The organism is Alcanivorax sp. MD8A, from assembly GCF_002888555.1.
Taxonomy (GTDB): Bacteria; Pseudomonadota; Gammaproteobacteria; order Pseudomonadales; family Alcanivoracaceae; genus Alcanivorax.
Genome location: NZ_AQOQ01000046.1, coordinates 1 through 20,069 on the forward strand (window position 1 = coordinate 1; position 20,069 = coordinate 20,069).

Consider the following 20,069-nt stretch of genomic DNA (forward strand, 5'->3'; position numbering starts at 1 on the left):
GCACGCTTCAGGACACGCTGAGCATGCAAAGGGTTATACAGAGGCTCCTTATCACTGAGGCTTATGTTGAACATCATTCGCAGAGTACACAGGAATAAGCACAGGCCTGTTAGGCTTCTTGCTTGCCGCGTTATCAACGCTATATGAGACTCGTTAGGGATACCGACATTGTGAATGCCAGCACCAACACAGACCGTAACGCCCTGCTGATTGCTATTGCCGGAGCCTTCAGTCTCGTCATTGCATTGGGTATTGGCCGTTTCCTTTTTACCCCGGCCTTGCCAGACATGATTGCTGACAGCTCGCTTACTGCCGTCAGTGGCGGCTATCTGGCTGCTGTGAATTACGGTGGCTATCTACTTGGCGCCATGCTCGCCATGGGGGTGCCTGCCCATCAGGCCCGAAACGCACTGTGGGTGGCGCTGTGGGTCAGTGTGATCAGCAGTGTGCTAATGGGCGTGAGCGACAACTTTATGCCCTGGGCCATCAACCGTTTCCTGGCCGGCATCGCCAGCGCCATCATCATGGTCAATGGCTCCGCGCTGGTGCTCGGCGCCCTGCCCAACCACCTGCGCGCACGGCTGGGGAATATCCACTACGCCGGTATCGGCCTGGGCATCAGCATCGCCGCCCTCACCGTGGCGCTGATCGAGTCCTTGCAAGGCAGCTACCCCTGGATGTGGGGCGGGTGCGGCGTCTTCGCCTTGCTGCTGTTACCACTGCTAAAACGCATCCCTCCCCTGCCCCATGCCCGCGATACCGCTCATCACGCCAGTCCGGTCAACCGCAAGGCGTTGGGTTTTTTGATCGCAAGCTACACGCTCGCGGGGTTCGGCTACATCACCAGCACCACCTATCTGCCGGTGATCGCTCGCACCCAGCTCCCTGACCTTAACAACGCCGCCTTCTATACCTGGCTGGCTGTGGGCCTGGCTGCCGTGCCGGCAAACCTGCTGTGGGGCAAGCTGGCAGGCCGTGCAGGCGAACGCAACGCACTGATGATGGCGCTCGTCGTACAGGCCCTGGGGGTCAGTGCGCCGGCCTGGTTACCCGGCCTCGCCGGGCTGGTGACCAGCGGGCTGCTGGTCGGGGGAACCTTTACTGCCGTGGTCGCGCTCAGCATGTACTGCGGCCGCCAACTGGCCCCCCACGCAGCCAGCATGGCGCTGGGCGCACTCACTGCCTGTTATGGCGTGGGGCAGATTTTGGGCCCAGTGGTTACCGCCAGGATGCTGGAAAGCAGTGGTAGTTTTGCGCCGGGGTTATTGAGCGCGGCCGCCGCGTTAATCGGGGCCGCTGCGTTGTTGCTACCGCTGGGATCGGCACGCTTCTGACTGCCACACGCAGTGGATCAGCCACCCATGGGGATAAAGTTCGGTGTTTCTGCCACTCGCCGCAGCCAGGCCTCAATCGCCGGATAACCCGACAGATCGAAGCCTCCTTCATGGGCAACATGGGTATAGGCATACAGCGAGATGTCTGCTGTCGTCAGGCGGTCGCCTGTCAGGAAAGCGGTGTGCTGCAACTGGCCCTCCATCACCGCCAGCGCCTTGTGCCCACCCGCTTGCTTGGCCGCATATTCGTCCGCCTTTTCCGGTGGTAACCCAAGGTACTTGTTAATGAAGCGCGCGACAGCGATATAAGGTTCGTGACTGTACTGTTCAAAGAACTGCCACTGCTGGATGCGCGCCTGGGCGAGGCGTTCAGATGGATACAGTGGTGAGTCCCAGGCAAGATAATTGATGATGGCATTGGACTCGCCAAGACTTATGCCATCACCCAGATCCAGCACCGGAATTTTGCCATTGGGGTTCATCGCCAAAAAATCCGCATGCCGTGTCTCCCCCGCCAGGATATCCACATCGATCCAGTCGCAAGTCCTGTCCAGCAGCCGACATACCAGCTGTACCTTGTAGCAATTCCCGGATTGCCTATCTCCATAGATTTTCACGAAAGCTCCTTTTTCGTGTCGTAAACGTTATGCACCAGTATGGCTGCAATTCCTGTTCGGCGGCATGCCAGGAGGAACGCAGCCACACAATATTAACGGCAGGGAAACTCCCTCATAAGTCCCCAGGTCAACACCAGAGACACCGGCACGTTCTGGAAGCCCTCTTGTTCCTCGGGGGAGGGATAAAGCGCTTTTGAGTCGCGAATCTGATCATCAATGATGGACAGATAATTATCCGTTTTTAGCGATAGTTCATTGGGCTGGCAATACAACGCAGGTTCAGCAAGGGAATTGGCCGCCATGACACCGGAGCCGACGCCACTGATATACACCTTCAGCCGCTCAATGTCCGTTTCTTTTGCCTGCGTGTAGCCACCCACATTCAGGGCACTGGCAGGAGACATAACAGCAACGAGCCCGATATAGAGCCACAGTTTTTTGATGTTCAAGGTGAATCCCTCTTTTGGGGGTAATTGCCGGGAATGGCAGTTGAGGCGCCCTGTCTTTTCACAATCAACCGCACTTTACCCCAAAAAGCTCAGCCTGGCGTTGTTGTACTGCTCCTGCCCTCACCTGCCGATAACGGTGAACAACAATCGGTGTTCTGTCACTTGTTCAGCCCAGTGGGGAGCGGACAATATGAGACATACGTTCTATTTAGTCTCGCTGCGACAATGGCAGAAGGAGCACAGCATGGCGACAACGACCAACAACAAAGCCGACCCGATCGCATTGGGGCCCGATTCCCTGGCCTGGAAACACGCGGGGGATAATCTGCAATTACTGATGGCAGGGACAACCCTGCTGTTACAGGTTTCACACCCCGTGGTGGGCGCAGGTGTGGGCGATCATTCCGTGTTCAAGGAAGACCCCTGGGGGCGCCTGCAGCGCACCACCGAATGGGGACTTCGACTTCTGTATGGCGGACAGGAGGGCTCCCCACAGGCGGGCCGTGACCTGCGGGAAATGCATCGCAACATCAAGGGCGCAGACGAGAAAGGCCGCAAGTACTTTGCGCTGGACCCGGAAGCCTATGCCTGGGTACACATGACCACCTACTACACCATGGTCACGACCCAGCGGATGTTTGGCGACAAGCCATTCACCGCCAGCGAGGAAGCCCAGCTGTATCATGAGTGGGTCCAACAAGGGCGCGTGCTGGGGATTCGTGATCAGGACATGCCCCAGACGGTGCCGGCCTTCTGGGAATACTTCCACAATATGGTGGAAACCCGCCTGGAAAATACCGATACCGCACGCTACCTGCTGGATGTGAGCTTGAAGCAGGTGAAGAAGCCGCCACAACTGAGCATGATGCCGGACTGGCTGTGGGCCCGCTTTTACCGCCAGATTGGCAAAAACGCTACGCTTAGTACCTATGCCACCCTGCCCCATGCCTTGCGCCGCAAGCTGCATGTGCATTGGACCGGGCGACTGGCACGCCGCTTTGAACGCAAACGCCGGCTGATTCAACGGCTGGTGCCACTGGTTCCGGCCAAGGTACGCTACCTTCCCCCTGCCTATCTGTCGGTTACCGGTCAGCTGGAGCGGCTACGTCCGGTACTGAAAGAAGCGGCCTGACAGGACCCCGTGCAGGGGCATGCTTGCAGAGCCCCTGCAATATGTCAGGGCGTAATATAAAACCGCAAGACGCCAATGATCTGATTGTCTTCCGTACGAACCTCAACCCGCCAGCGCCCTTGCGAAGGCACCGGGATGTGGCGTTTGCGAGACCAGGTGCGGAAACCGGATTCACGACCCCCGTAAACCTTGAGAGGAATACGGTCGACTTGCTCGCCATCATGAAACCAGTAGTGATAGACATCCTGGCCAAGCCCCAACGGCGCCTTGATAGCCGTATAGGCGTAAAGGCCTTGCCCCACTTCGTCGCTGCTGAAAACCTCACCTTTCACCAGCGGTTTACGCTCTGATCGGCTGAACGACAGCGCCATGGCCCGCTCTTCCAGTGACAGGGTCAATGGCGGGACCAACGGCGCCAGCCAGCGAGGCGCCAGCGCAATAACACAGGACACCGCGATCAACCCCGCCCAGCGAAACCATTTTCGCGGCCCACCGAAACGCCAGAAGCTGGGTAACGCAAACAGCGCGGTCAGCCAGCCGGCCCAGGTAAGTGCGGAGTCCGTGCTCCAGTGGAAAATCAGCGGCAACAACACCAGCAGTGCCACAAACAACGCCCAGGCGTGAAAGCCAAAATACAACGCACGATGCCGGGCCAACCAGAAATACACCGGATCAATAATGCTCACCAGCGCCGCACTGATCACCAGCGTGGTGAAGAAGATATATTCCGCCCCACCTGACCACTGCAGCAACACAAACGGCAGGCTGAAGAAAAAGGCTTCCTGATGCACCGCCTGCAGCATGAGTTTGAGAAACCCCTGGGACACCCCTTCCATCGCGGTACCGGCAAAGCGCTGTTGCCACAACCCCTCGGTGAGCAGCAACAACCAGCTGAATACCAGAAAGCCGGTGAGCACGGCGGCGAGCCAGGGCTGGCGCTCCACCAGGAAATAACTCGATAACCCCAACGCAAAACTGATGACGGCCCACAGGTGGCGCACCTGATATAGCTTGTTGGTGAGGGCTTGAAGGGAAAGGGGCAAAACGACGCTCCGTCGACGGTTTGGCTGTTCGACGTACTATAGCGATGTGGGTTCCCGAAGACAGCAGGACGCAGAGAAGGAATAGGGAGAACCCGGCGCAGCGAGAAACAACTCTCGCTGCGCGCGGTGCTCACGCGGCCCTGAAATCAGCCGGCAAAATTGAGCAGTACACCTGCGGCGACGGCAGAACCAATCACCCCGGCCACATTCGGGCCCATGGCATGCATGAGCAGGAAGTTGTGGGGATTGGATTCCAGGCCGACCTTGTTGGCCACCCGGGCCGCCATGGGCACGGCGGACACCCCCGCCGCCCCGATGATGGGATTCACCGGGTGGTGGCTGAAGCGATTAAGCAATTTGCCCATGATGACACCGGTGGCGGTGCCGATCATGAATGCCGCCAGACCCAACGCCAGAATCCCCAGTGTCTCCATGACCAGGAATTGCTCGGCGCTGAGCTTCGAGCCCACGGCCAGCCCCAGCATGATAGTCACCACATTGATCAGCGGCCCGCTGGTGGTGTCCACCAGACGGCTGACCACACCGGATTCCTTCATCAGGTTGCCAAAGCAGAACATGCCCAGCAGCGGCGCGGCATCAGGCAGCACCAGTGCCACCAGGATCAGCAGCAGGACCGGGAACAGGATCTTCTCCACCTGGCTGACCGGGCGCAACTGTTCCATCTTGATCTTGCGCTCGTTCTCATTGGTGAAAGCGCGAATGATCGGCGGCTGAATGATCGGCACCAGGGCCATGTAGGAATACGCGGCCACCGCAATGGCCCCAAGCAGCTCAGGTGCCAGTTTGGTGGTTACGTAGATGGAGGTAGGGCCATCTGCACCGCCAATGATGCCGATGGCGGCGGCGTCCTGAAGGCTGAAGTCGAGACCGACCCAGTTCAGTGCCAGCGCCCCCAGCAGGGCAGCAAAAATACCGAACTGTGCCGCCGCACCCAGCAACAGGGTACGCGGGTTGGCCAGCAACGGACCGAAGTCGGTCATGGCGCCCACGCCCATGAAGATCAGCAGCGGGAAGATGCCGGTGGTCAGCCCTACGGTGTAGATCAGGTAGAGAATCCCGTCACCGTAGTTGGCCTGCACCGCAAGGTGGTGCAACTGGTCGTGAACCAGCGGGCCCACCGCTTGTGAGGCTTTATAGAGCGCCTGACGGCCCACTTCCGGGTCCAGCCCCATCACCTGTGCCATGCTGGCAATCAGGCCCTGGTCGCCAAAGTGCAGCGCCTGACTGATGGCAGACTCCGCCAGGCCCGCCGCCGGAATGTTGGCCAGAATGCCACCAAACCCGATCGGGAGCAGCAGTAACGGCTCGAACTTCTTGTGTACCGCCAGCCACAACAGCCCCAGGCACACCAGCATCATGATCAGCTGGCCGCCGCTCATGTGGTACAGGCCGGTACTGGTCCAGAGGGTTTCCAGTTTATCCATTGGCCGGCTCCACACTCAGCAGGGGTTGCCCAACGGTAACGGCATCGCCTTCCTTCACCATGACCTCGGTGATGATGCCCGCCTCCGGGGTGGACACGTCGGTTTCCATCTTCATGGCTTCCAGCACCATGATCTTCTGGCCTTCAGTCACCCGGTCACCGGGCTTCACCAGCACCTTGAAGATGTTGCCGGCCAGCGGAGCCGGTACCGGCACGCTGTTGGCCGGATCGCCGGACGCCGCCACAGGCGCTTCCGCGCTGCTGCTGCCACCCAGCGACTTGATGCCGGTGACATCGCCACCGTCACTGACTTTGACGGTGTACTGCTTGCCATCCACGTCGACGGTATAGACGCCTTCGCTGTTGGCTGCCGCTGGCGCCTGACCATTGGGCACCGGCTCAAAGGCGGAGGCATCGCCACGTTTTTCCAGGAATCGCAGACCGATTTGCGGGAACAAGGCATAGGTCAGCACATCGTCATCACGGCGCTCACCGTCCGCCAGACGCAGACCCTTGTCGCTCGCCAGCGAGGCGACTTCGTCACGCAGGCTGTCCATCTCGTTGTCGATCAGGTCACCGGGGCGGCAGGTAACGGGCTCATCGCCTTCCAGGGCGCGGGCCTGCAGCTCGCTGTTGAACGGCGCAGGGGCGGCACCGTATTCCCCGCGCAACACGCCGCGGGTTTCCTTGCTGAGCACTTTGTAGCGCTCGCCGGACAGCACATTCAATACCGCTTGGGTTCCTACGATCTGGGACGTCGGGGTCACCAGCGGGATATAGCCCAGATCCTTGCGGACGGCAGGAATTTCTTCCAGTACGTCATCAAAACGGTCTGCCGCGCCCTGCTCTTTCAACTGGCTTTCCATGTTGGTGAGCATGCCGCCAGGCACCTGTGCAACCAGAATGCGTGCATCGACACCGCGCAGGCTGCCTTCGAATTTTGCGTACTTCTTGCGAACGTCCCGGAAGTAGCTGGCAATGTTGTTGAGTTTCTTCAGGTCCAGGCCGGTGTCACGGTCTGTGCCTTCCAGCATGGCCACGACCGACTCGGTGGGGCTGTGGCCGTAGGTCATCGACATGGAAGAGATGGCGGTATCCACATTGTCGATCCCCGCTTCCGCGGCTTTCAACGCGGTGGCGGTGGACAACCCCGTAGTGGCATGGCACTGCATGTGGACAGGAATGCTCAGGGTCGCCTTGAGACGCGTGACCAGCTCGAAGGCATCCGCAGGACGCAACAGGCCAGCCATATCCTTGATCGCAACCGAGTGCGCGCCCATTTGCTCGATCACCTTGCCCTGCTCGACCCACATATCCATGGTGTGCACCGGGCTCACGGTGTAGGCGATGGTGCCCTGGGCGTGCTTGCCCTGCTTCACGACCGCAGCGATGGCGCGCTCGATATTGCGCATGTCATTCATGGCGTCGAACACACGGAACACATCCACACCGTTTTCCGCGGCGCGTTCAACAAAGGCGTCGACCACATCGTCTGCATAGTGGCGGTAGCCCAGCAGGTTCTGACCGCGCAGCAGCATTTGCTGCGGGGTCTTGGGCATGGCGTTTTTCAGTTCACGAATACGCTCCCAGGGATCTTCCCCCAGATAACGAATACAGGCGTCAAAGGTGGCCCCGCCCCAGGACTCCAGAGACCAGAAACCGATTTCGTCCAGCGCAGCAGCAATGGGCAGCATGTCGTCCAGACGCATGCGAGTGGCAAACAGGGACTGGTGGGCGTCGCGCAGCACCACATCGGTGATGCCAAGTGGCTTTCGATCACTCATGGGGGATTTCCGGATTATGACTGGGACTGCCGATGCTGACGCACGGCGCTTTCAATGGCTTTGATGACGGCTGCCGGCGGTACATCACTGCGGGCAGGGGCAGGGGCCGCAGACGGTGCGGCAACTTCAGGAGCGACAGGCGCTTGTCCAAAACGCTGCACCAGCGCCGACATCAAGGTGGTAACGCCCACCAGGATGATCAGGAAGACAAACACGACCCCCATGCCAACCAGCATGAGCTCGAGGCCCTGGTTCATCAATGAGTCCATGGAACACTCCTTCGACGGTTCCGTTGGCGGTTAACCGGCGAAGCGACCAGACCCACAACGTGGATCTGGCCGGGGCCACCTTTTGGGTGATCCTTAGCCAACGCCGGTTTCCGCGCAATGTAGGCGCATTGTCGACAATCTGCAATGAGACGACTGGAGGGGGTGGGTGGTGGTTTTGATCAATCAGGCAGGGAAAAAGTGTTTTTCTAACGGTTCGCCCGTACCTGTCATTGCCTCTGGCTCAATGCAGTAACCACTCACCATGAGGCACTAGCGGCAAAAGGGGCTTCGCGGATTTGAGAGAATGGCTCGCCGCACGCCCCATGCTGTAGGAGCGTCGCTCGCGGCGCGATAATCCAGGCCTGGATCAAACCACAGAGGGCACAGAGACCACTGAGAAAAGATGGTCTTACGCTCTGTCCTGCTTTAACGGTTCTGGTTATCGCGCCGCGACCGAGCGCAGCGAAGGAACGCCCGCAGGGCGGCCCCGAAGGGGTGAGCGGAGCGAATAACCGACGCCTACGGCAAGCAGGGAGGAGTCAATCGGGCTTTTCCCGCAAATCGGCGAAGACCCGAAAAAAGCATGGGGCTAAAACGAAAAAAGGCACCCGATTGGGTGCCTTCTTTCTTTGTATGGCGCGCTGGGGAGGAGTCGAACCCCCGACCTTCTGGTTCGTAGCCAGATGCTCTATCCAGCTGAGCTACCAGCGCTTTTCCATCTCGTTGCTGTATCGCCCCGAGAGGCTGCGCATTATTCCGAAAGCCCCTCGATGAGTCAAGCGCAGATCGCTCAAAAGTTCAGCAATCAGTCTTCTTCTGTTTCCATCTGCTTTTGCAGGTAGTTTTCGATACCCACCAGATCGATCAGATTGAGTTGGGTTTCCAGCCAATCCACGTGCTCTTCCTCGGATTCCAGGATGCGCTTGAGCAGATCACGGCTGATGTAATCCTGGATGGATTCCATGTAGGCAATCCCTTCACGCAGATCAGGAATGGCCATTCTTTCCAGTTTCAGGTCGCACTGGAGCATTTCTTTGGTGTTCTCGCCAATCATCAGCTTGCCGAGATCCTGCAGGTTGGGGATACCTTCCAGGAACAGAATACGCTCCACCAGCCAATCGGCGTGTTTCATCTCGTCGATGGACTCGTGGTATTCCTTTTCATACAGGGCTTGCAGGCCCCAGTCCTGGTACATCTTGGCGTGCAGAAAGTACTGGTTAATCGCTACCAGTTCATTGCCGAGTGCCCGGTTCAGGTACTCAATGGCCTTGGCGTCGCCTTTCATGGGGGAATCTCCGTCCTGTGAACATGGGTTTGGGGTACCCGTATTGTTCAGCAATAACGTGACAGAGACAAGTCAAACAAAGGAAAAGCGCTTGCAATACAAGCGCTTATGGAAATGAGAACGATTTTTATGCCGGCTGTGGCCAATAGACCACAGCTTCATTGGAAGAGTGCGAGAAAGAGGACGTCTGGCTTGCGCTACGGGCCTCACGCAGTTCCTGACGGGCGTGTCGGGCACATTTTCCACACTGACTTCCAACCCCAAGTTCCCGACGAAGATCACGCAGGCTGTCGCAGCCGTTTTCGACCGCTTCCCGTATTTGGTTGTCAGTAATGCCCTTACAGATACAAACGTACATATAACGCCATTCCTCAATCTCTGGGGACGATGCTAAACCTAACGCGAATCATTATCAACTACTTTTGTTCATGTTTCTCTTTGCCGTAATGACCCGGTCACAGGGCGCCGCACCCAGTGATGCCCTCCAGGAGTGTTCCCACCCCAGCACAGCGCGTCCTGCGGGCTCGATCCCTCGCAAACAAAGACAGAAAGAACGCTGACCATGGGGCAAGAGACCACAGAGGGAGACCGGTTCGCTCCAGGTGATGCCCTTTTCAGGTTTGGTTATCTGCACCAATGAAGTGCCAACAGACGGGTGAAAAGAAATCCGGGATGAGAGGAGCATAAAAAAACCCGCCGAAGCGGGTTTTTTTAAGTGCCTTACTGATCCATAGATCAGGAAGTCTTCTTCTTGGCAGGTGCACGCTTGCGTGCAGCCTTCTTGGCTGGCGCTTTGCGGGTGGCCGCCTTTTTCGGAGCCGCTTTCTTGGCAGCCGCTTTTTTCTTGGCAGGAGCTTTGCGAGTTGCCGCTTTTTTGGCTGCAGTCTTGCGCTTGGGCGCAGCAGACTTCTTGGCAACGCGCTTGGCCTTGGCAGCGGCACGCTTGGCGGCGGCCTTGGCTTTCTGCTCGGCTTTCTTCTGATCCGCTTTGGCTTTTTTAGCCAGCTTGCGTTCGTGATCACGCAGCTTGGCTTTCAGGTTGCGCTCAGCGGTACGCAGTTTTTTCACTTCACGGGCAACAACTTTCTTGGCTGCCTGGATCTCGGCGCGCATTACCTTGGTTTCACCGCGCAGATCCTGAAGCTTGAGACGAAGGGTGTTCATCTTGCCGCGAGCGGTGTCAACAGCACGCTTCGCCGCAGCGGTCGGTTTTGCTTTCGCCTTGTCACGCTTGGCCGCAGTATCTGCACGCAGCTTGGTGAGTTTACCGTTCTCGGTCTCAAGTTTGGTGCGGTGCTTGCCCAGCTTGCCTTCAACCTGAGCCACTTTCTTCTGGGCCTGGTCCACAGCCTTCTGCTGCAGTTTTACCTTGCCTTCAGCGTTGGAAACAGATTTCGGCAGTGCCGGAGCTTTCGGTGCTGCCGCCTTTTTTGCTGCTGGTTTACGGGCCGCAGTTTTTTTTGCGGCAGCCTTCTTTGCTCGAGCCATGTTTGATCTCCTAAGCTATAGCGTTGTCATCATTACTGCGACAAGGGAAAAATAGCATAAAAAAAAATCGGTTGGTACATTATTTGATCAATTCAAAATTTCTTTTTTCATTTGCGTCCTCTTTTTCTCTTTTTCCAAAAAAATCGGCAATGAAAATTACGCGCAAACGAAGTGTTTTTTCTGTTTCTGTCTTCCCTCCAAACGATAAAATAATCGACACCGTTATCCCGTCTTTTTGTCTCTGATACCTCCCATTACGCACCCCTTCCGGCTTCACACCGCCAAAAGATGCGTTTTTTATGCATGCAGGCAGGTATATAAAAGGAAGGAGCTACCGAGTGGCCCCGGGCAACGCCGGTTCTTTGACAATAAATAATTCGCTGCGGCTTTCTGCTCAATCCCTGCAAACACCTCTGCCCTCCCTTCTGCGTCCGTGCCCTGCCCTGCACAAAGAAAACCTCGCTTTCAAAACACGCATTTCTGTACCGCCCAGAAGATCAAGGAAGAAAAATAAGCGCCCCCCTGGGGGCCCAACCCCGGCTGGCAACATTATTTTGGGTAGAACAGTGACAAAATGATTGGCTGTTTGACGGAGGATAATGCTGCTGCCGGGTCTCCCGGACCGGACGGCTCTTATGGCCGTTGAGGCAGTCTGGCAACCAGTAGCACACACTTATGTGATGACGAGCTCGGTCTTATACCTAAGGAGCCTGTATGCAAATGGGCGCCGCTTAATCTGAACCACCTGCATGGGCAAGCCATCTCTGTCAGCATTTTCCAATGCGTTATCCCGCAGGTTAAAGGCGGCGTTACTCTGCACAGAAAGACACGCCAAGCAGCAGGAGGGGACCCCTCTCAAAGGGAGAGTCATCAAGGTGGCGATAGCGATGCGCAGCAGCTTACAGGGGGAGGACAGAGAGAAGCGATGGGCCGGCGAGCCGGCAGAAACAAAAAAGGAAGCCGAAGCTTCCTTTTCTTTATGACGATGGTGAGCAGATTCAGGCTTTCAGGCCACTCAGCACCCGATCACGAATGTCGTCAACAGAACCCACGCCAGCCACACGGACATAAGCCGGAGCATTGGCCTCGCCTTTGGCGGCCAGATCCTGATAGAAATCCACCAGAGGACGGGTCTGGGACTGGTAGACTTCCAGGCGCTTGCGAACCGTCTCTTCCTGGTCGTCATCGCGCTGCACCAGCTCTTCACCGGTTTCGTCATCCTTGCCTTCGACTTTCGGCGGGTTGTACTTCACGTGGTAGACACGACCCGATGCCGGGTGCACGCGGCGACCACTGAGCCGCTCGATGATTTCTTCATCATCCACGTCAATTTCAACAACGAAATCGATATCCACACCCTGCTCAACCAGAGCCTGGGCCTGGGGAATGGTGCGCGGGAAGCCGTCGAACAGGAAACCGTTGGCGCAGTCATCTTCTGCGATACGCTCCTTGACCAGACCCAGAATGATGTCGTCGGAAACCAGGCCGCCAGCGTCCATCACTTTCTTGGCTTCCAGGCCCAGCGGAGTCCCCGCTTTTACCGCAGCGCGCAGCATGTCACCGGTGGAAATCTGAGGAATATTGAACTGTTCCTTGATGAACTGCGCCTGGGTGCCCTTGCCCGCACCGGGGGCACCAAGCAGGATGACACGCATAGGATTCTCCAACTTTCTGTGGTCAAAAGAGGCATCAGGGGGCCTCCGAAGGGGTGCAACTTTACCCTGAGGCCCCGTTCATCACAAGGGACAGCCGTTGCGACCTAGGTCGCAAGCGGTCAGTTAGCCGGATTACGGCGAACCCAATTGCAGGGCCGCCGGAGAGGTCTGGGGCATCGTCAAGGGGACGGGGGCCGCACTGATGGCAGCCTGATCCACCGAGGCACCCGGTGCCGGCGTATAACGGGCTCCGATCACCAGATCCGCGTCGCTGTCCGGATACGCCTGCAGCCAGTCCCCCTCCGTCAGCACCACCGAAGCAGGGAAACTTGGCACGACCTGGCGGTGGGCAGCCAAAGGCTGGCCTTGCGAACCGGCCTCACGAATATAGACAAACAGAGTGCCCCCAGCGGGCAGGTCTCCCCCCTGAACCACGGATCGAATGGAGGCAAACACTCCCTGGCGCGCTTTCTGTGCACGGGCATTGTCCAGCCCCCTGCGGAGCAAATCGCCTGTCTCACCCTCGCCATGGCGGCTCAATAATGATTCCCAGCCCTGTATGGAAAGGTCATAGCGCCCCGCCCGGTCGGCAGACATGGCCAGTAACATCCAGGCGCCATCATGGGCCGGTTCACGGTCAAGCACCCAGCGAATGTCTTCCAGTGCCGGGTCAGTGAGCTTGCCGCCGGCCTGTTCAATACGGGAGCGAGCCAACAGCAAATGCATGGAGGGGTCATCCGGTGCCAGCGCCACCGCTTTCAGCGCCGCTTCCTCGCTTTGCACCGGGGCACCGAGTTGGTCGTACAGTGAGCCCAGCGCGTACCATCCGATGGCGGAAGGATTGTGGGTGAGCTCGGACTGCAGCACCCGCACCAGCGCCCCGGCCGGCACATCTGCTGCCGCCTTGGTGGGGGGCTTGCCGGCAATGATGTCTTGAGCCACCGAACGGTAATCCTGTTGATGCTGCAACCAGGGGCCGGTGTGTTCGTTATAGCCAATCAGACCATAGCCTGCCGCAGCCAGTACAACGACGATCAGGGGAATACCCAACGCCCCACTCACCGACCGCCCGGCCTTGCGGGCTTCCTGTCGCCACAGCCACCACAGCATGACCGCCAGCACCAGCAGCATGATCAACGCCACAACTATCCACATCATGAGGCGTCTCCTTCATCATCATTGGCTTTGGCACTGGCGTGGCGGAGCAGCATAACGATCAGTAGGCCGCCCCCACCCAGCAGGATCAGCGGTACCAGCCATAGCACCGAAGTCTGTGCATTGACCGGCGGACGATAGCTGACAAAGTCGCCGTAGCGGGAGACAAAATAGTCGACGATTTCATCGTCACTTCGTCCTTCCAGAATCATGCTGTGCACCCGGGTACGCATATCCTGGGCAATGCCCGCGTCAGAATCGGAAATGCTCTGGTTCTGGCACTTGGGGCAACGCAGCTCTTCGGTCAGCACCCGAAAGCGTTGCTCTTGCTGTTCATTGTCGAACTGGTAAACATCAATGGCTGCCAGGGCCGCAACCGGCAGCAAGCTTGCCAGCAGAGCACACAGGAAAAAACGCTTCATTGTGCACCTCCCTGACCACTTTGCTCAGCGGGCATCAAAGGCAAGAACTTCTCCTTCCATACCCGTTCATTCAGATCACCGGCATGACGCAGCACAATCTCGCCCTGCGGATTGATCAGGAATGTCTCCGGAGCGCCATAGACCCCCAGGTCCAGACCCAGCTGGCCATCCGCATCGACAATCACATGGGTGAAGGGGTTGCCGAGATTCGCCAGGTACTGACGGGCCGCCGGTGTTTCATCTTTATAGTTCAAGCCGGCGATAGGCACTCCCTGCGCCGCCAGAGCCAACAGGAAGGGGTGCTCGACATGACAGGTCGGGCACCAGGTCGCCCACACATTCAACAACTGCCAACGCCCGGTCAGGGACGCTTCGGTAACGGTTTCTTCGGTCAACAATGACGACAAAGAGAATGCCGGTACCGGTTTGCCCACGAGTGCCGAAGGCAGCTCTTGCGGATCACGACCGAGGCCACTGGCCAGCAACACCGCAAGCAGGATGAACCCCAGCAGCGGCAGGAACACCCAGGGGGAATTAGGCTTCATTGGTCGCTCCTTTTTGTTCACGCTCTGATACGCGCTGGACACTGTCATCGGCAAACCGCTGACGGCGATAACGCTTGTCGGACAGCGCCAGCCCACCACCCAGAGCCATGATCAGGGCGCCCAACCAGATCCAGCGGATACCGGGTTTGAAGTAGATACGCACGGCCCAGGCCTCTCCCCCTTTAAGCGGCTCGCCCATGGCCACATACAAGTCGCGCCAGAAACCGGCATCAATTGCCGCTTCAGTCATGATCTGCCGGCCAGCATGGTAGGTACGCTTCTCCGGGTGCAGCAACACAATGGGTTGATCCTGCCAGTAGACCTGGAAGTGGCCTCGCGTAGCATCGAAGTTCGGGCCACGGTATTCGTCAAGGCTCTCGAACACGAAGCGGTAGTCCCCAAGTGTTGCCTCGTCACCGGGTGCCATGCGGATATCCCGCTCCACTTCGTGAAAACTCACCAGGGCGATCCCCGCTACCATGACGGCCAAACCGCAGTGAGCAATCACCATGCCCCAGTAACTGCGGCCAAGCTTTCGCAGCCCGGTGAAGAGCCCCTGTTGATAGGCCAACGCCCGACGCAACACATCATCCACATGGGCAAAGATCAGATAACACGCCAGCATGATGGCCACCACACCCTGCCAGGGGGACGGCTCCGGGATACGGGCGCCGAACCAGCCCGCCACAATGGCAGCCGGCACCAGCGGCAACAAACGCTTGACCAGTATGCCGCTGTCCTGGCGCTTCCAGTTGCTGAAAACCCCGGGAATCAGCAGCAGGATCAGCAGGAACGTCAGCGGCACGAAGAAGCCGTTGAAGTAAGGGCTGCGAATGGAAATCTTCAGATCCATCCATTCAAAAAACAACGGGGCGATGGTCCCCACCAACACGACAGACATGGCGGTCAGCAGCAGCAGGTTATTGCCCAACAGGAATGCCTCGCGGGACAACGGTTTGAAACCGGCATTGCTACGCAAGGCGGATGCACGTGCGGCGAACAGCGTCAGCCCCCCACCCGCAACCACCACAAGGAAACCCAGGATAAAGGCACCGCGTTCCGGGTCATTGGCGAAGGCATGCACCGAGGTCAGCACGCCAGAACGCACCAGGAACGTGCCCAGCAAACTCATGGAAAAAGTGATAATCGCCAACAACACCGTCCAGGCGCGGAACATGTTGCGCTTTTCACTGACCGCCAGCGAATGGATCAGCGCTGTCCCGGCCAGCCAGGGCAACAGGGAGGCATTTTCTACCGGATCCCAGAACCACCAGCCACCCCAACCCAGTTCGTAATAGGCCCACCAGGAACCCAGCGCGATGCCTACGGTCAGGAAACACCAGGCAACGGTCGTCCAGGGACGCGCCCATCGGGCCCAGGCCGGATCCAGGTTGCCGGCCAGCAAACCGGCGATGGCAAAAGCAAAGGCGACGGAAAAGCCTACATACCCCATATAAAGCATGGGCGGGTGCACAATCAGCCCGGGGTCTTGCAGCAGCGGATTCAGGTCGGCGCCATCAAGGGGAAACCAGGGCAAGGTGCGATCGAACGGGTTGGATGTGAGCAGCATGAACAGCAGGAAACCCACCGCAATCATGCCCATCACGGACAACACCCGAGCCACCATCACCAGGGGCACACTGCGACTGAGCAACCCGACCATGGCGCCCCAACCCGCCAGCATCCAGCCCCACAACAGCAACGAGCCTTCGTGCCCCCCCCAGATGGCGGACAGCCGATAAGCTAACGGCAATGCCGAATTGCTGTGGTTGGCAACATAGGAAACCGAGAAGTCATTGTTATAGAAGCAGTAGCCCAGCATGACCATGGCAATCGTCATGGCCAGCCACTGTAACCAGGCTAACGGGCGGGCGTACCACTGCCATGCGACGATATCGCGTTGCACGCCGATCAAAGGGAACACAGACAGACACAGGGCCGCTGCCAATGCCAACCAAAGGGAAAGATGACCGATTTCTGCCGCCACGAAAGCTCCTGAATCTGCAAAAAGGGGTTAATCGCCCAGCGAATACCTGTCCCTGCCGTGCTGCGCGCGCATAGCATCTGTGCATGGTAAGGCAATTGCAAGTCCGTGCCGGAGGGGGTGACGCCCCCTTTTATTGTCCCTCAGAGGTCCGACAACCGTCTTTTTTGTCCGTTCATCGGTCATTTTCGGTAACAACATCACTCCGACATATTTTGAGACGCTTGCTATTCGTATGCTTTCACTATGCTTTGCTAGTATCAGTCTCGCCATGACAGCGTGTCACCCGGCTGACGAAAAAACGACATAAATCATCCATATACTCGGAATGCGCCGCCTTGGCCTTCATGGAGTAAGATTTTGAGCACAACACCAGAACAGAAGTCTTCTTACGCTCGCGAGGATCTGCTCGCCTGCGCCCACGGGGAGCTCTTTGGCCCCGGCAACGCACGGCTGCCCTTGCCGAACATGCTGATGATCGATCGCATTGCTCACATCAGCGACGAAGGCGGCAACTATGGCAAAGGCCAAATCATTGCCGAACTGGATATCACCCCTGATCTCTGGTTTTTCGACTGCCACTTCGAGAGCGACCCGGTCATGCCGGGCTGTTTGGGTCTGGATGCTACCTGGCAACTGCTGGGCTTTTTCCTCGGCTGGAAAGGCAACCCTGGCCGCGGCCGGGCACTCGGTGTTGGCAACGTGAAATTTTCCGGGCAGATCCTGCCCACCGCCAAGAAAGTCACCTATCGACTGGATGTGAAGCGGGTGATCACCCGCAAACTGATTCTCGGCATCGCTGACGCCACTGTGTCGGTGGATGGCCGCGACATCTACAGCGCCGAAGACCTGCGGGTCGGCCTGTTCACTTCCACCGACGGATTCTAGGAGTTCCCCATGCGCCGCGTCGTAATTACTGGCATGGGCATCGTGTCCTGTCTGGGCAATGATGCCGACACCGTTACCCAATCACTGAAGGAAGGCCGTTCCGGCATTCGCTTCAACGATACCTATAAGGAAATGGGTATGCGCAGCCAGATTGCTGGCGTGCCGGACATCAATCTGGATGATTTCATCGACCGCAAGCCGCGTCGCTTCATGGGGGATTCTGCGGGCTACGCCTATGTTGCCATGCAACAAGCCATTGCCGATGCCGGGCTGTCCGAGGCTGAAGTCAGCAACGAGCGCACCGGCCTGGTCGCCGGCTCTGGCGGCCACTCTTCCCTGAACCAGGTGGAAGCCGCCGATATCGCTCGCTCCCGTGGCGTCAAACGAGTGGGCCCTTATATGGTGCCGCGCGTCATGGCCTCCACCGTGTCCGCCTGTCTGGCCACACCGTTCAAGATTCAGGGCGTCAATTACTCCATCACCTCTGCTTGCGCCACCAGCGCCCACTGTATTGGTAACGCGGTAGAGCAAATCCAGCTGGGCAAACAGGATCGCGTGTTTGCCGGTGGGGGTGAAGAAGAGCACTGGGCACTGAGCTGTCTGTTCGATGCCATGGGCGCCCTGTCCAGCAAGTACAACGACACGCCGGAAACAGCCTCCCGTGCCTACGACGCGACCCGTGACGGCTTCGTCATCGCCGGTGGCGGCGGGATGCTGGTGCTGGAAGCCCTGGAGGTTGCCCAGGCCCGCGGCGCCAAAATCTACGCAGAAGTGGTGGGCTACGGTGCCACCAGTGATGGCCATGACATGGTTGCCCCCAATGGCGAAGGGGCCGCGCGCTGCATGCGTCAGGCCATGGCCCAGTTTGAGGGTCAGGTGGACTACATCAACGCCCATGGTACCAGCACCCCGGTGGGTGACGTGGCGGAGCTGAAAGCCATCCGCGAAGTGTTTGGTGACAATGCACCGGCCATCGGCTCCACCAAGAGCCTGTCTGGCCACAGCCTTGGGGCCGCCGGCGTCCACGAAGCCATTTACTGCCTGCTGATGATGCAGAACAACTTCACCGCCCTGAGCGCCAACATTGAAACCCTGGACGAAAAGGCAGAAGGCTTGCCAATTCTGACCACCGGCAAGGACACCGGCCCCAGTGTTGTGATGAGCAACAGCTTCGGCTTCGGTGGCACCAATGCCAGCCTGCTGATGAAGAAGTGGGACTGAAGAGCAGTTAACAGCTAATAGTGAACAGTTAACCGCGAAACAGAAAAACCGGCGAAAGCCGGTTTTTCTGTTTTGAACGTAGTGCGTGTTGCTAGAACTTGTGAATCAGCCCGACGGAAAAGGCCATGCCGGATTCGTCCACATCAGTGGTGGAGCCCACCGGGTCGAAGTCGGTATCCGAGGCGGAAACCAGCGCATAGGTGGTGGTCTGATCGCCGAGCGTGTAGTCCGCGCCCACCGTCAGCATCTTGATATCCAGATCCAGATCACTGCTGTCCAGCATGCCAATTTGCCCCTTCAGGGCAATACGCTCGCTGAGCCCAAAACGGCCGCTGAGCAGATAGGACATCAGATCCCCTTCATCGCCACCGTAGGGGTCAAATTCACTGCGCTCAACAATAGCACCGAACTGCGCGCTGTCACCCAGATTGAGCCCGAACGAGCCGCGCAGGGTATCAAGATCCCCACCGATGAGCGGGCCAAACGGAGCAAAATCAATACTGGTATAACTGCTCTCATAGGCCAGTGCAGCATAGATCGCCTCCGCTTCAAGCGTTGCGGAAAGCCCCCAGGTATCTGTCAGGCCATCCTGGGTTCGTGCATTGGCACCGGTACCCACCACCTCCTCTTCACCGGGGGCGACCTGCGCGCGGACGGTGACACCGCCGAAATCAGGGCTTTGCCAGTTTACCGTGTTGCTGTTGCGGCGCTGGCCAAGGAACACCACATCCATATCCGCGACGGTGTCGTTGAATTGGTCAATCCTGCCTTCGGCCAGTTTAACGACGCTGTCGTAACGGCCAGCGAAGACCTTACCGGCTGCGCTGCTCAGGCCAAGAAAGCTGTTACGGGTGCCGAAGGTATCGCTGCTGTCACCGTCGGCGTCATAGCTGACTTCCATTTGATAAATCACGCTCAGGCGATCATTAATCAGCGGCTCCTCTCCCTTAATGCCCAGGCGGGAATTGTTGCTGGAGACAAACCAGGCGTCAGACAGACCCTCTTCTGAAAACACCAACCCTTGTGGGTAATCACGGGTTTTGTCCAGACTCAGGTTCAATTTACCGTAAAAGGTAGGGGCCCCCAGGGCCGACACCGGCAAGGCTCCTGCAATGGCTGCGGCCATCAATGTTTTATTCATTTCCCTTCTCCCTGTTTGGAAATTGTGCAACACGCGCCTCAATATATGACGCTTTAGTGACAACCAACAACTGGAAAAAGGGAGGATTCTGGCCAGAGCGCGGACGTTATCCGCTTTACTTCCAACTGACGACGCCACCAACAAAAAGCCATCTCGGATGTGAGGAAAGATTGACTCCCAACTCGCCGTAGGAGCGTCGCTCGCGGCGCGATT

Annotated in this window: 19 protein-coding genes and 1 tRNA gene; 4 read left to right on the plus strand and 16 right to left on the minus strand. The window is 58.1% G+C overall.

All coding sequences use genetic code 11. The annotated features are described in order from the left end of the window. Positions 1 to 170 precede the first annotated feature (170 nt). On the plus strand, positions 171 to 1,334 hold the full coding sequence (locus A15D_RS15805) for a YbfB/YjiJ family MFS transporter (RefSeq protein WP_022984441.1): 1,164 nt from the start codon (positions 171 to 173) through the stop codon (positions 1,332 to 1,334). A 17-nt stretch (positions 1,335 to 1,351) separates the two neighbouring features. Here the strand turns inward: A15D_RS15805 and A15D_RS15810 are convergent, their stop codons facing one another. Beyond that, positions 1,352 to 1,951, minus strand: coding sequence for a glutathione S-transferase family protein (locus tag A15D_RS15810; RefSeq protein WP_102792721.1), 600 nt, complete (start codon positions 1,949 to 1,951; stop codon positions 1,352 to 1,354). Positions 1,952 to 2,043: 92 nt separating this feature from the next. Then, entirely contained in the window at positions 2,044 to 2,400 is a 357-nt protein-coding gene (locus A15D_RS15815) for a hypothetical protein (protein ID WP_102792722.1), read from the minus strand. Between the two features lie 244 nt (positions 2,401 to 2,644). On the opposite strand from A15D_RS15815, the gene A15D_RS15820 reads away from it, so the two are divergent. Beyond that, complete coding sequence (locus A15D_RS15820) at positions 2,645 to 3,532, plus strand: oxygenase MpaB family protein (RefSeq protein WP_158245824.1); 888 nt, start codon at positions 2,645 to 2,647, stop codon at positions 3,530 to 3,532. 44 nt (positions 3,533 to 3,576) lie between these two features. Here A15D_RS15820 and A15D_RS15825 read toward each other — a convergent pair whose 3' ends face one another. The 13 genes from A15D_RS15825 to A15D_RS15890 form a co-directional block, all read right to left on the minus strand. Beyond that, positions 3,577 to 4,575, minus strand: coding sequence for a DUF5924 family protein (locus A15D_RS15825; RefSeq protein ID WP_102792724.1), 999 nt, complete (start codon positions 4,573 to 4,575; stop codon positions 3,577 to 3,579). A 146-nt stretch (positions 4,576 to 4,721) separates the two neighbouring features. Beyond that, positions 4,722 to 6,020 carry a sodium ion-translocating decarboxylase subunit beta gene (locus A15D_RS15830; protein ID WP_102792725.1) on the minus strand — a complete coding sequence of 433 codons (1,299 nt, stop codon included), beginning with the start codon at positions 6,018 to 6,020 and terminating at the stop codon, positions 4,722 to 4,724. Next, complete coding sequence (gene oadA / locus A15D_RS15835; protein WP_102792726.1) at positions 6,013 to 7,803, minus strand: sodium-extruding oxaloacetate decarboxylase subunit alpha; 1,791 nt, start codon at positions 7,801 to 7,803, stop codon at positions 6,013 to 6,015. The genes A15D_RS15830 and oadA overlap by 8 nt, the downstream gene beginning before the upstream one ends. Positions 7,804 to 7,817: 14 nt before the next feature. Beyond that, on the minus strand, positions 7,818 to 8,072 hold the full coding sequence (locus A15D_RS15840) for an OadG family protein (RefSeq protein ID WP_199175963.1): 255 nt from the start codon (positions 8,070 to 8,072) through the stop codon (positions 7,818 to 7,820). Between the two features lie 634 nt (positions 8,073 to 8,706). Beyond that, positions 8,707 to 8,783: transfer RNA gene (locus A15D_RS15845), tRNA-Arg, on the minus strand. A 94-nt stretch (positions 8,784 to 8,877) separates the two neighbouring features. Next, positions 8,878 to 9,357 carry a bacterioferritin gene (gene bfr / locus A15D_RS15850; protein ID WP_022984433.1) on the minus strand — a complete coding sequence of 160 codons (480 nt, stop codon included), beginning with the start codon at positions 9,355 to 9,357 and terminating at the stop codon, positions 8,878 to 8,880. A 127-nt stretch (positions 9,358 to 9,484) separates the two neighbouring features. Further along, positions 9,485 to 9,715 (minus strand): bacterioferritin-associated ferredoxin, encoded by a 231-nt coding sequence (locus tag A15D_RS15855; RefSeq protein WP_081703600.1) that lies wholly within the window; start codon positions 9,713 to 9,715, stop codon positions 9,485 to 9,487. Positions 9,716 to 10,092: 377 nt separating this feature from the next. After that, positions 10,093 to 10,845, minus strand: coding sequence for a hypothetical protein (locus A15D_RS15860; RefSeq protein WP_199175965.1), 753 nt, complete (start codon positions 10,843 to 10,845; stop codon positions 10,093 to 10,095). A gap of 998 nt (positions 10,846 to 11,843) precedes the next feature. Then, a complete protein-coding gene (gene adk / locus A15D_RS15870; protein ID WP_022984431.1) occupies positions 11,844 to 12,500 on the minus strand; it encodes an adenylate kinase in 657 nt (218 codons plus the stop codon). Positions 12,501 to 12,632: 132 nt separating this feature from the next. After that, positions 12,633 to 13,658, minus strand: a complete 1,026-nt coding sequence (locus tag A15D_RS15875) for a tetratricopeptide repeat protein (protein WP_102792728.1) — start codon at positions 13,656 to 13,658, stop codon at positions 12,633 to 12,635. Continuing rightward, positions 13,655 to 14,077: a cytochrome c-type biogenesis protein gene (locus A15D_RS15880; protein ID WP_102792729.1), complete on the minus strand. Its 423-nt coding sequence runs from the start codon at positions 14,075 to 14,077 to the stop codon at positions 13,655 to 13,657. The genes A15D_RS15875 and A15D_RS15880 overlap by 4 nt, the downstream gene beginning before the upstream one ends. Continuing rightward, positions 14,074 to 14,622 (minus strand): DsbE family thiol:disulfide interchange protein, encoded by a 549-nt coding sequence (locus A15D_RS15885; protein ID WP_022984428.1) that lies wholly within the window; start codon positions 14,620 to 14,622, stop codon positions 14,074 to 14,076. Before A15D_RS15885 ends, A15D_RS15880 begins: the two co-directional genes overlap by 4 nt. Further along, the gene (locus A15D_RS15890) at positions 14,612 to 16,609 is read right to left on the minus strand and encodes a heme lyase CcmF/NrfE family subunit (RefSeq protein ID WP_102792730.1); all 1,998 of its coding nucleotides are present in this window, start codon (positions 16,607 to 16,609) and stop codon (positions 14,612 to 14,614) included. Before A15D_RS15890 ends, A15D_RS15885 begins: the two co-directional genes overlap by 11 nt. A 357-nt stretch (positions 16,610 to 16,966) precedes the next feature. Between A15D_RS15890 and fabA the strand changes: the two genes are divergently transcribed. Then, positions 16,967 to 17,494 (plus strand): 3-hydroxyacyl-[acyl-carrier-protein] dehydratase FabA, encoded by a 528-nt coding sequence (gene fabA, locus A15D_RS15895; protein ID WP_102792731.1) that lies wholly within the window; start codon positions 16,967 to 16,969, stop codon positions 17,492 to 17,494. A 9-nt stretch (positions 17,495 to 17,503) separates the two neighbouring features. Beyond that, positions 17,504 to 18,715 carry a beta-ketoacyl-ACP synthase I gene (gene fabB, locus A15D_RS15900; protein ID WP_102792732.1) on the plus strand — a complete coding sequence of 404 codons (1,212 nt, stop codon included), beginning with the start codon at positions 17,504 to 17,506 and terminating at the stop codon, positions 18,713 to 18,715. Between the two features lie 91 nt (positions 18,716 to 18,806). On the opposite strand, the gene A15D_RS15905 is transcribed toward fabB, so the two are convergent. After that, positions 18,807 to 19,856 carry a porin gene (locus tag A15D_RS15905; RefSeq protein WP_102792733.1) on the minus strand — a complete coding sequence of 350 codons (1,050 nt, stop codon included), beginning with the start codon at positions 19,854 to 19,856 and terminating at the stop codon, positions 18,807 to 18,809. Positions 19,857 to 20,069: the final 213 nt, after the last annotated feature.

What these genes read in the sequence shown, in the direction of transcription:
- A15D_RS15820 (WP_158245824.1), top strand. Translation starts at nt 2,645, where the DNA reads ATGGCGACAACGACCAACAACAAAGCCGACCCGATCGCATTGGGGCCC.
- fabB (WP_102792732.1), top strand. Translation starts at nt 17,504, where the DNA reads ATGCGCCGCGTCGTAATTACTGGCATGGGCATCGTGTCCTGTCTGGGC.
- A15D_RS15880 (WP_102792729.1), bottom strand. Translation starts at nt 14,077, where the DNA reads ATGAAGCGTTTTTTCCTGTGTGCTCTGCTGGCAAGCTTGCTGCCGGTT.
- A15D_RS15830 (WP_102792725.1), bottom strand. Translation starts at nt 6,020, where the DNA reads ATGGATAAACTGGAAACCCTCTGGACCAGTACCGGCCTGTACCACATG.
- bfr (WP_022984433.1), bottom strand. Translation starts at nt 9,357, where the DNA reads ATGAAAGGCGACGCCAAGGCCATTGAGTACCTGAACCGGGCACTCGGC.
- A15D_RS15855 (WP_081703600.1), bottom strand. Translation starts at nt 9,715, where the DNA reads ATGTACGTTTGTATCTGTAAGGGCATTACTGACAACCAAATACGGGAA.
- adk (WP_022984431.1), bottom strand. Translation starts at nt 12,500, where the DNA reads ATGCGTGTCATCCTGCTTGGTGCCCCCGGTGCGGGCAAGGGCACCCAG.
- oadA (WP_102792726.1), bottom strand. Translation starts at nt 7,803, where the DNA reads ATGAGTGATCGAAAGCCACTTGGCATCACCGATGTGGTGCTGCGCGAC.
- A15D_RS15875 (WP_102792728.1), bottom strand. Translation starts at nt 13,658, where the DNA reads ATGATGTGGATAGTTGTGGCGTTGATCATGCTGCTGGTGCTGGCGGTC.
- A15D_RS15885 (WP_022984428.1), bottom strand. Translation starts at nt 14,622, where the DNA reads ATGAAGCCTAATTCCCCCTGGGTGTTCCTGCCGCTGCTGGGGTTCATC.
- A15D_RS15860 (WP_199175965.1), bottom strand. Translation starts at nt 10,845, where the DNA reads ATGGCTCGAGCAAAGAAGGCTGCCGCAAAAAAAACTGCGGCCCGTAAA.
- A15D_RS15840 (WP_199175963.1), bottom strand. Translation starts at nt 8,072, where the DNA reads ATGGACTCATTGATGAACCAGGGCCTCGAGCTCATGCTGGTTGGCATG.
- A15D_RS15905 (WP_102792733.1), bottom strand. Translation starts at nt 19,856, where the DNA reads ATGAATAAAACATTGATGGCCGCAGCCATTGCAGGAGCCTTGCCGGTG.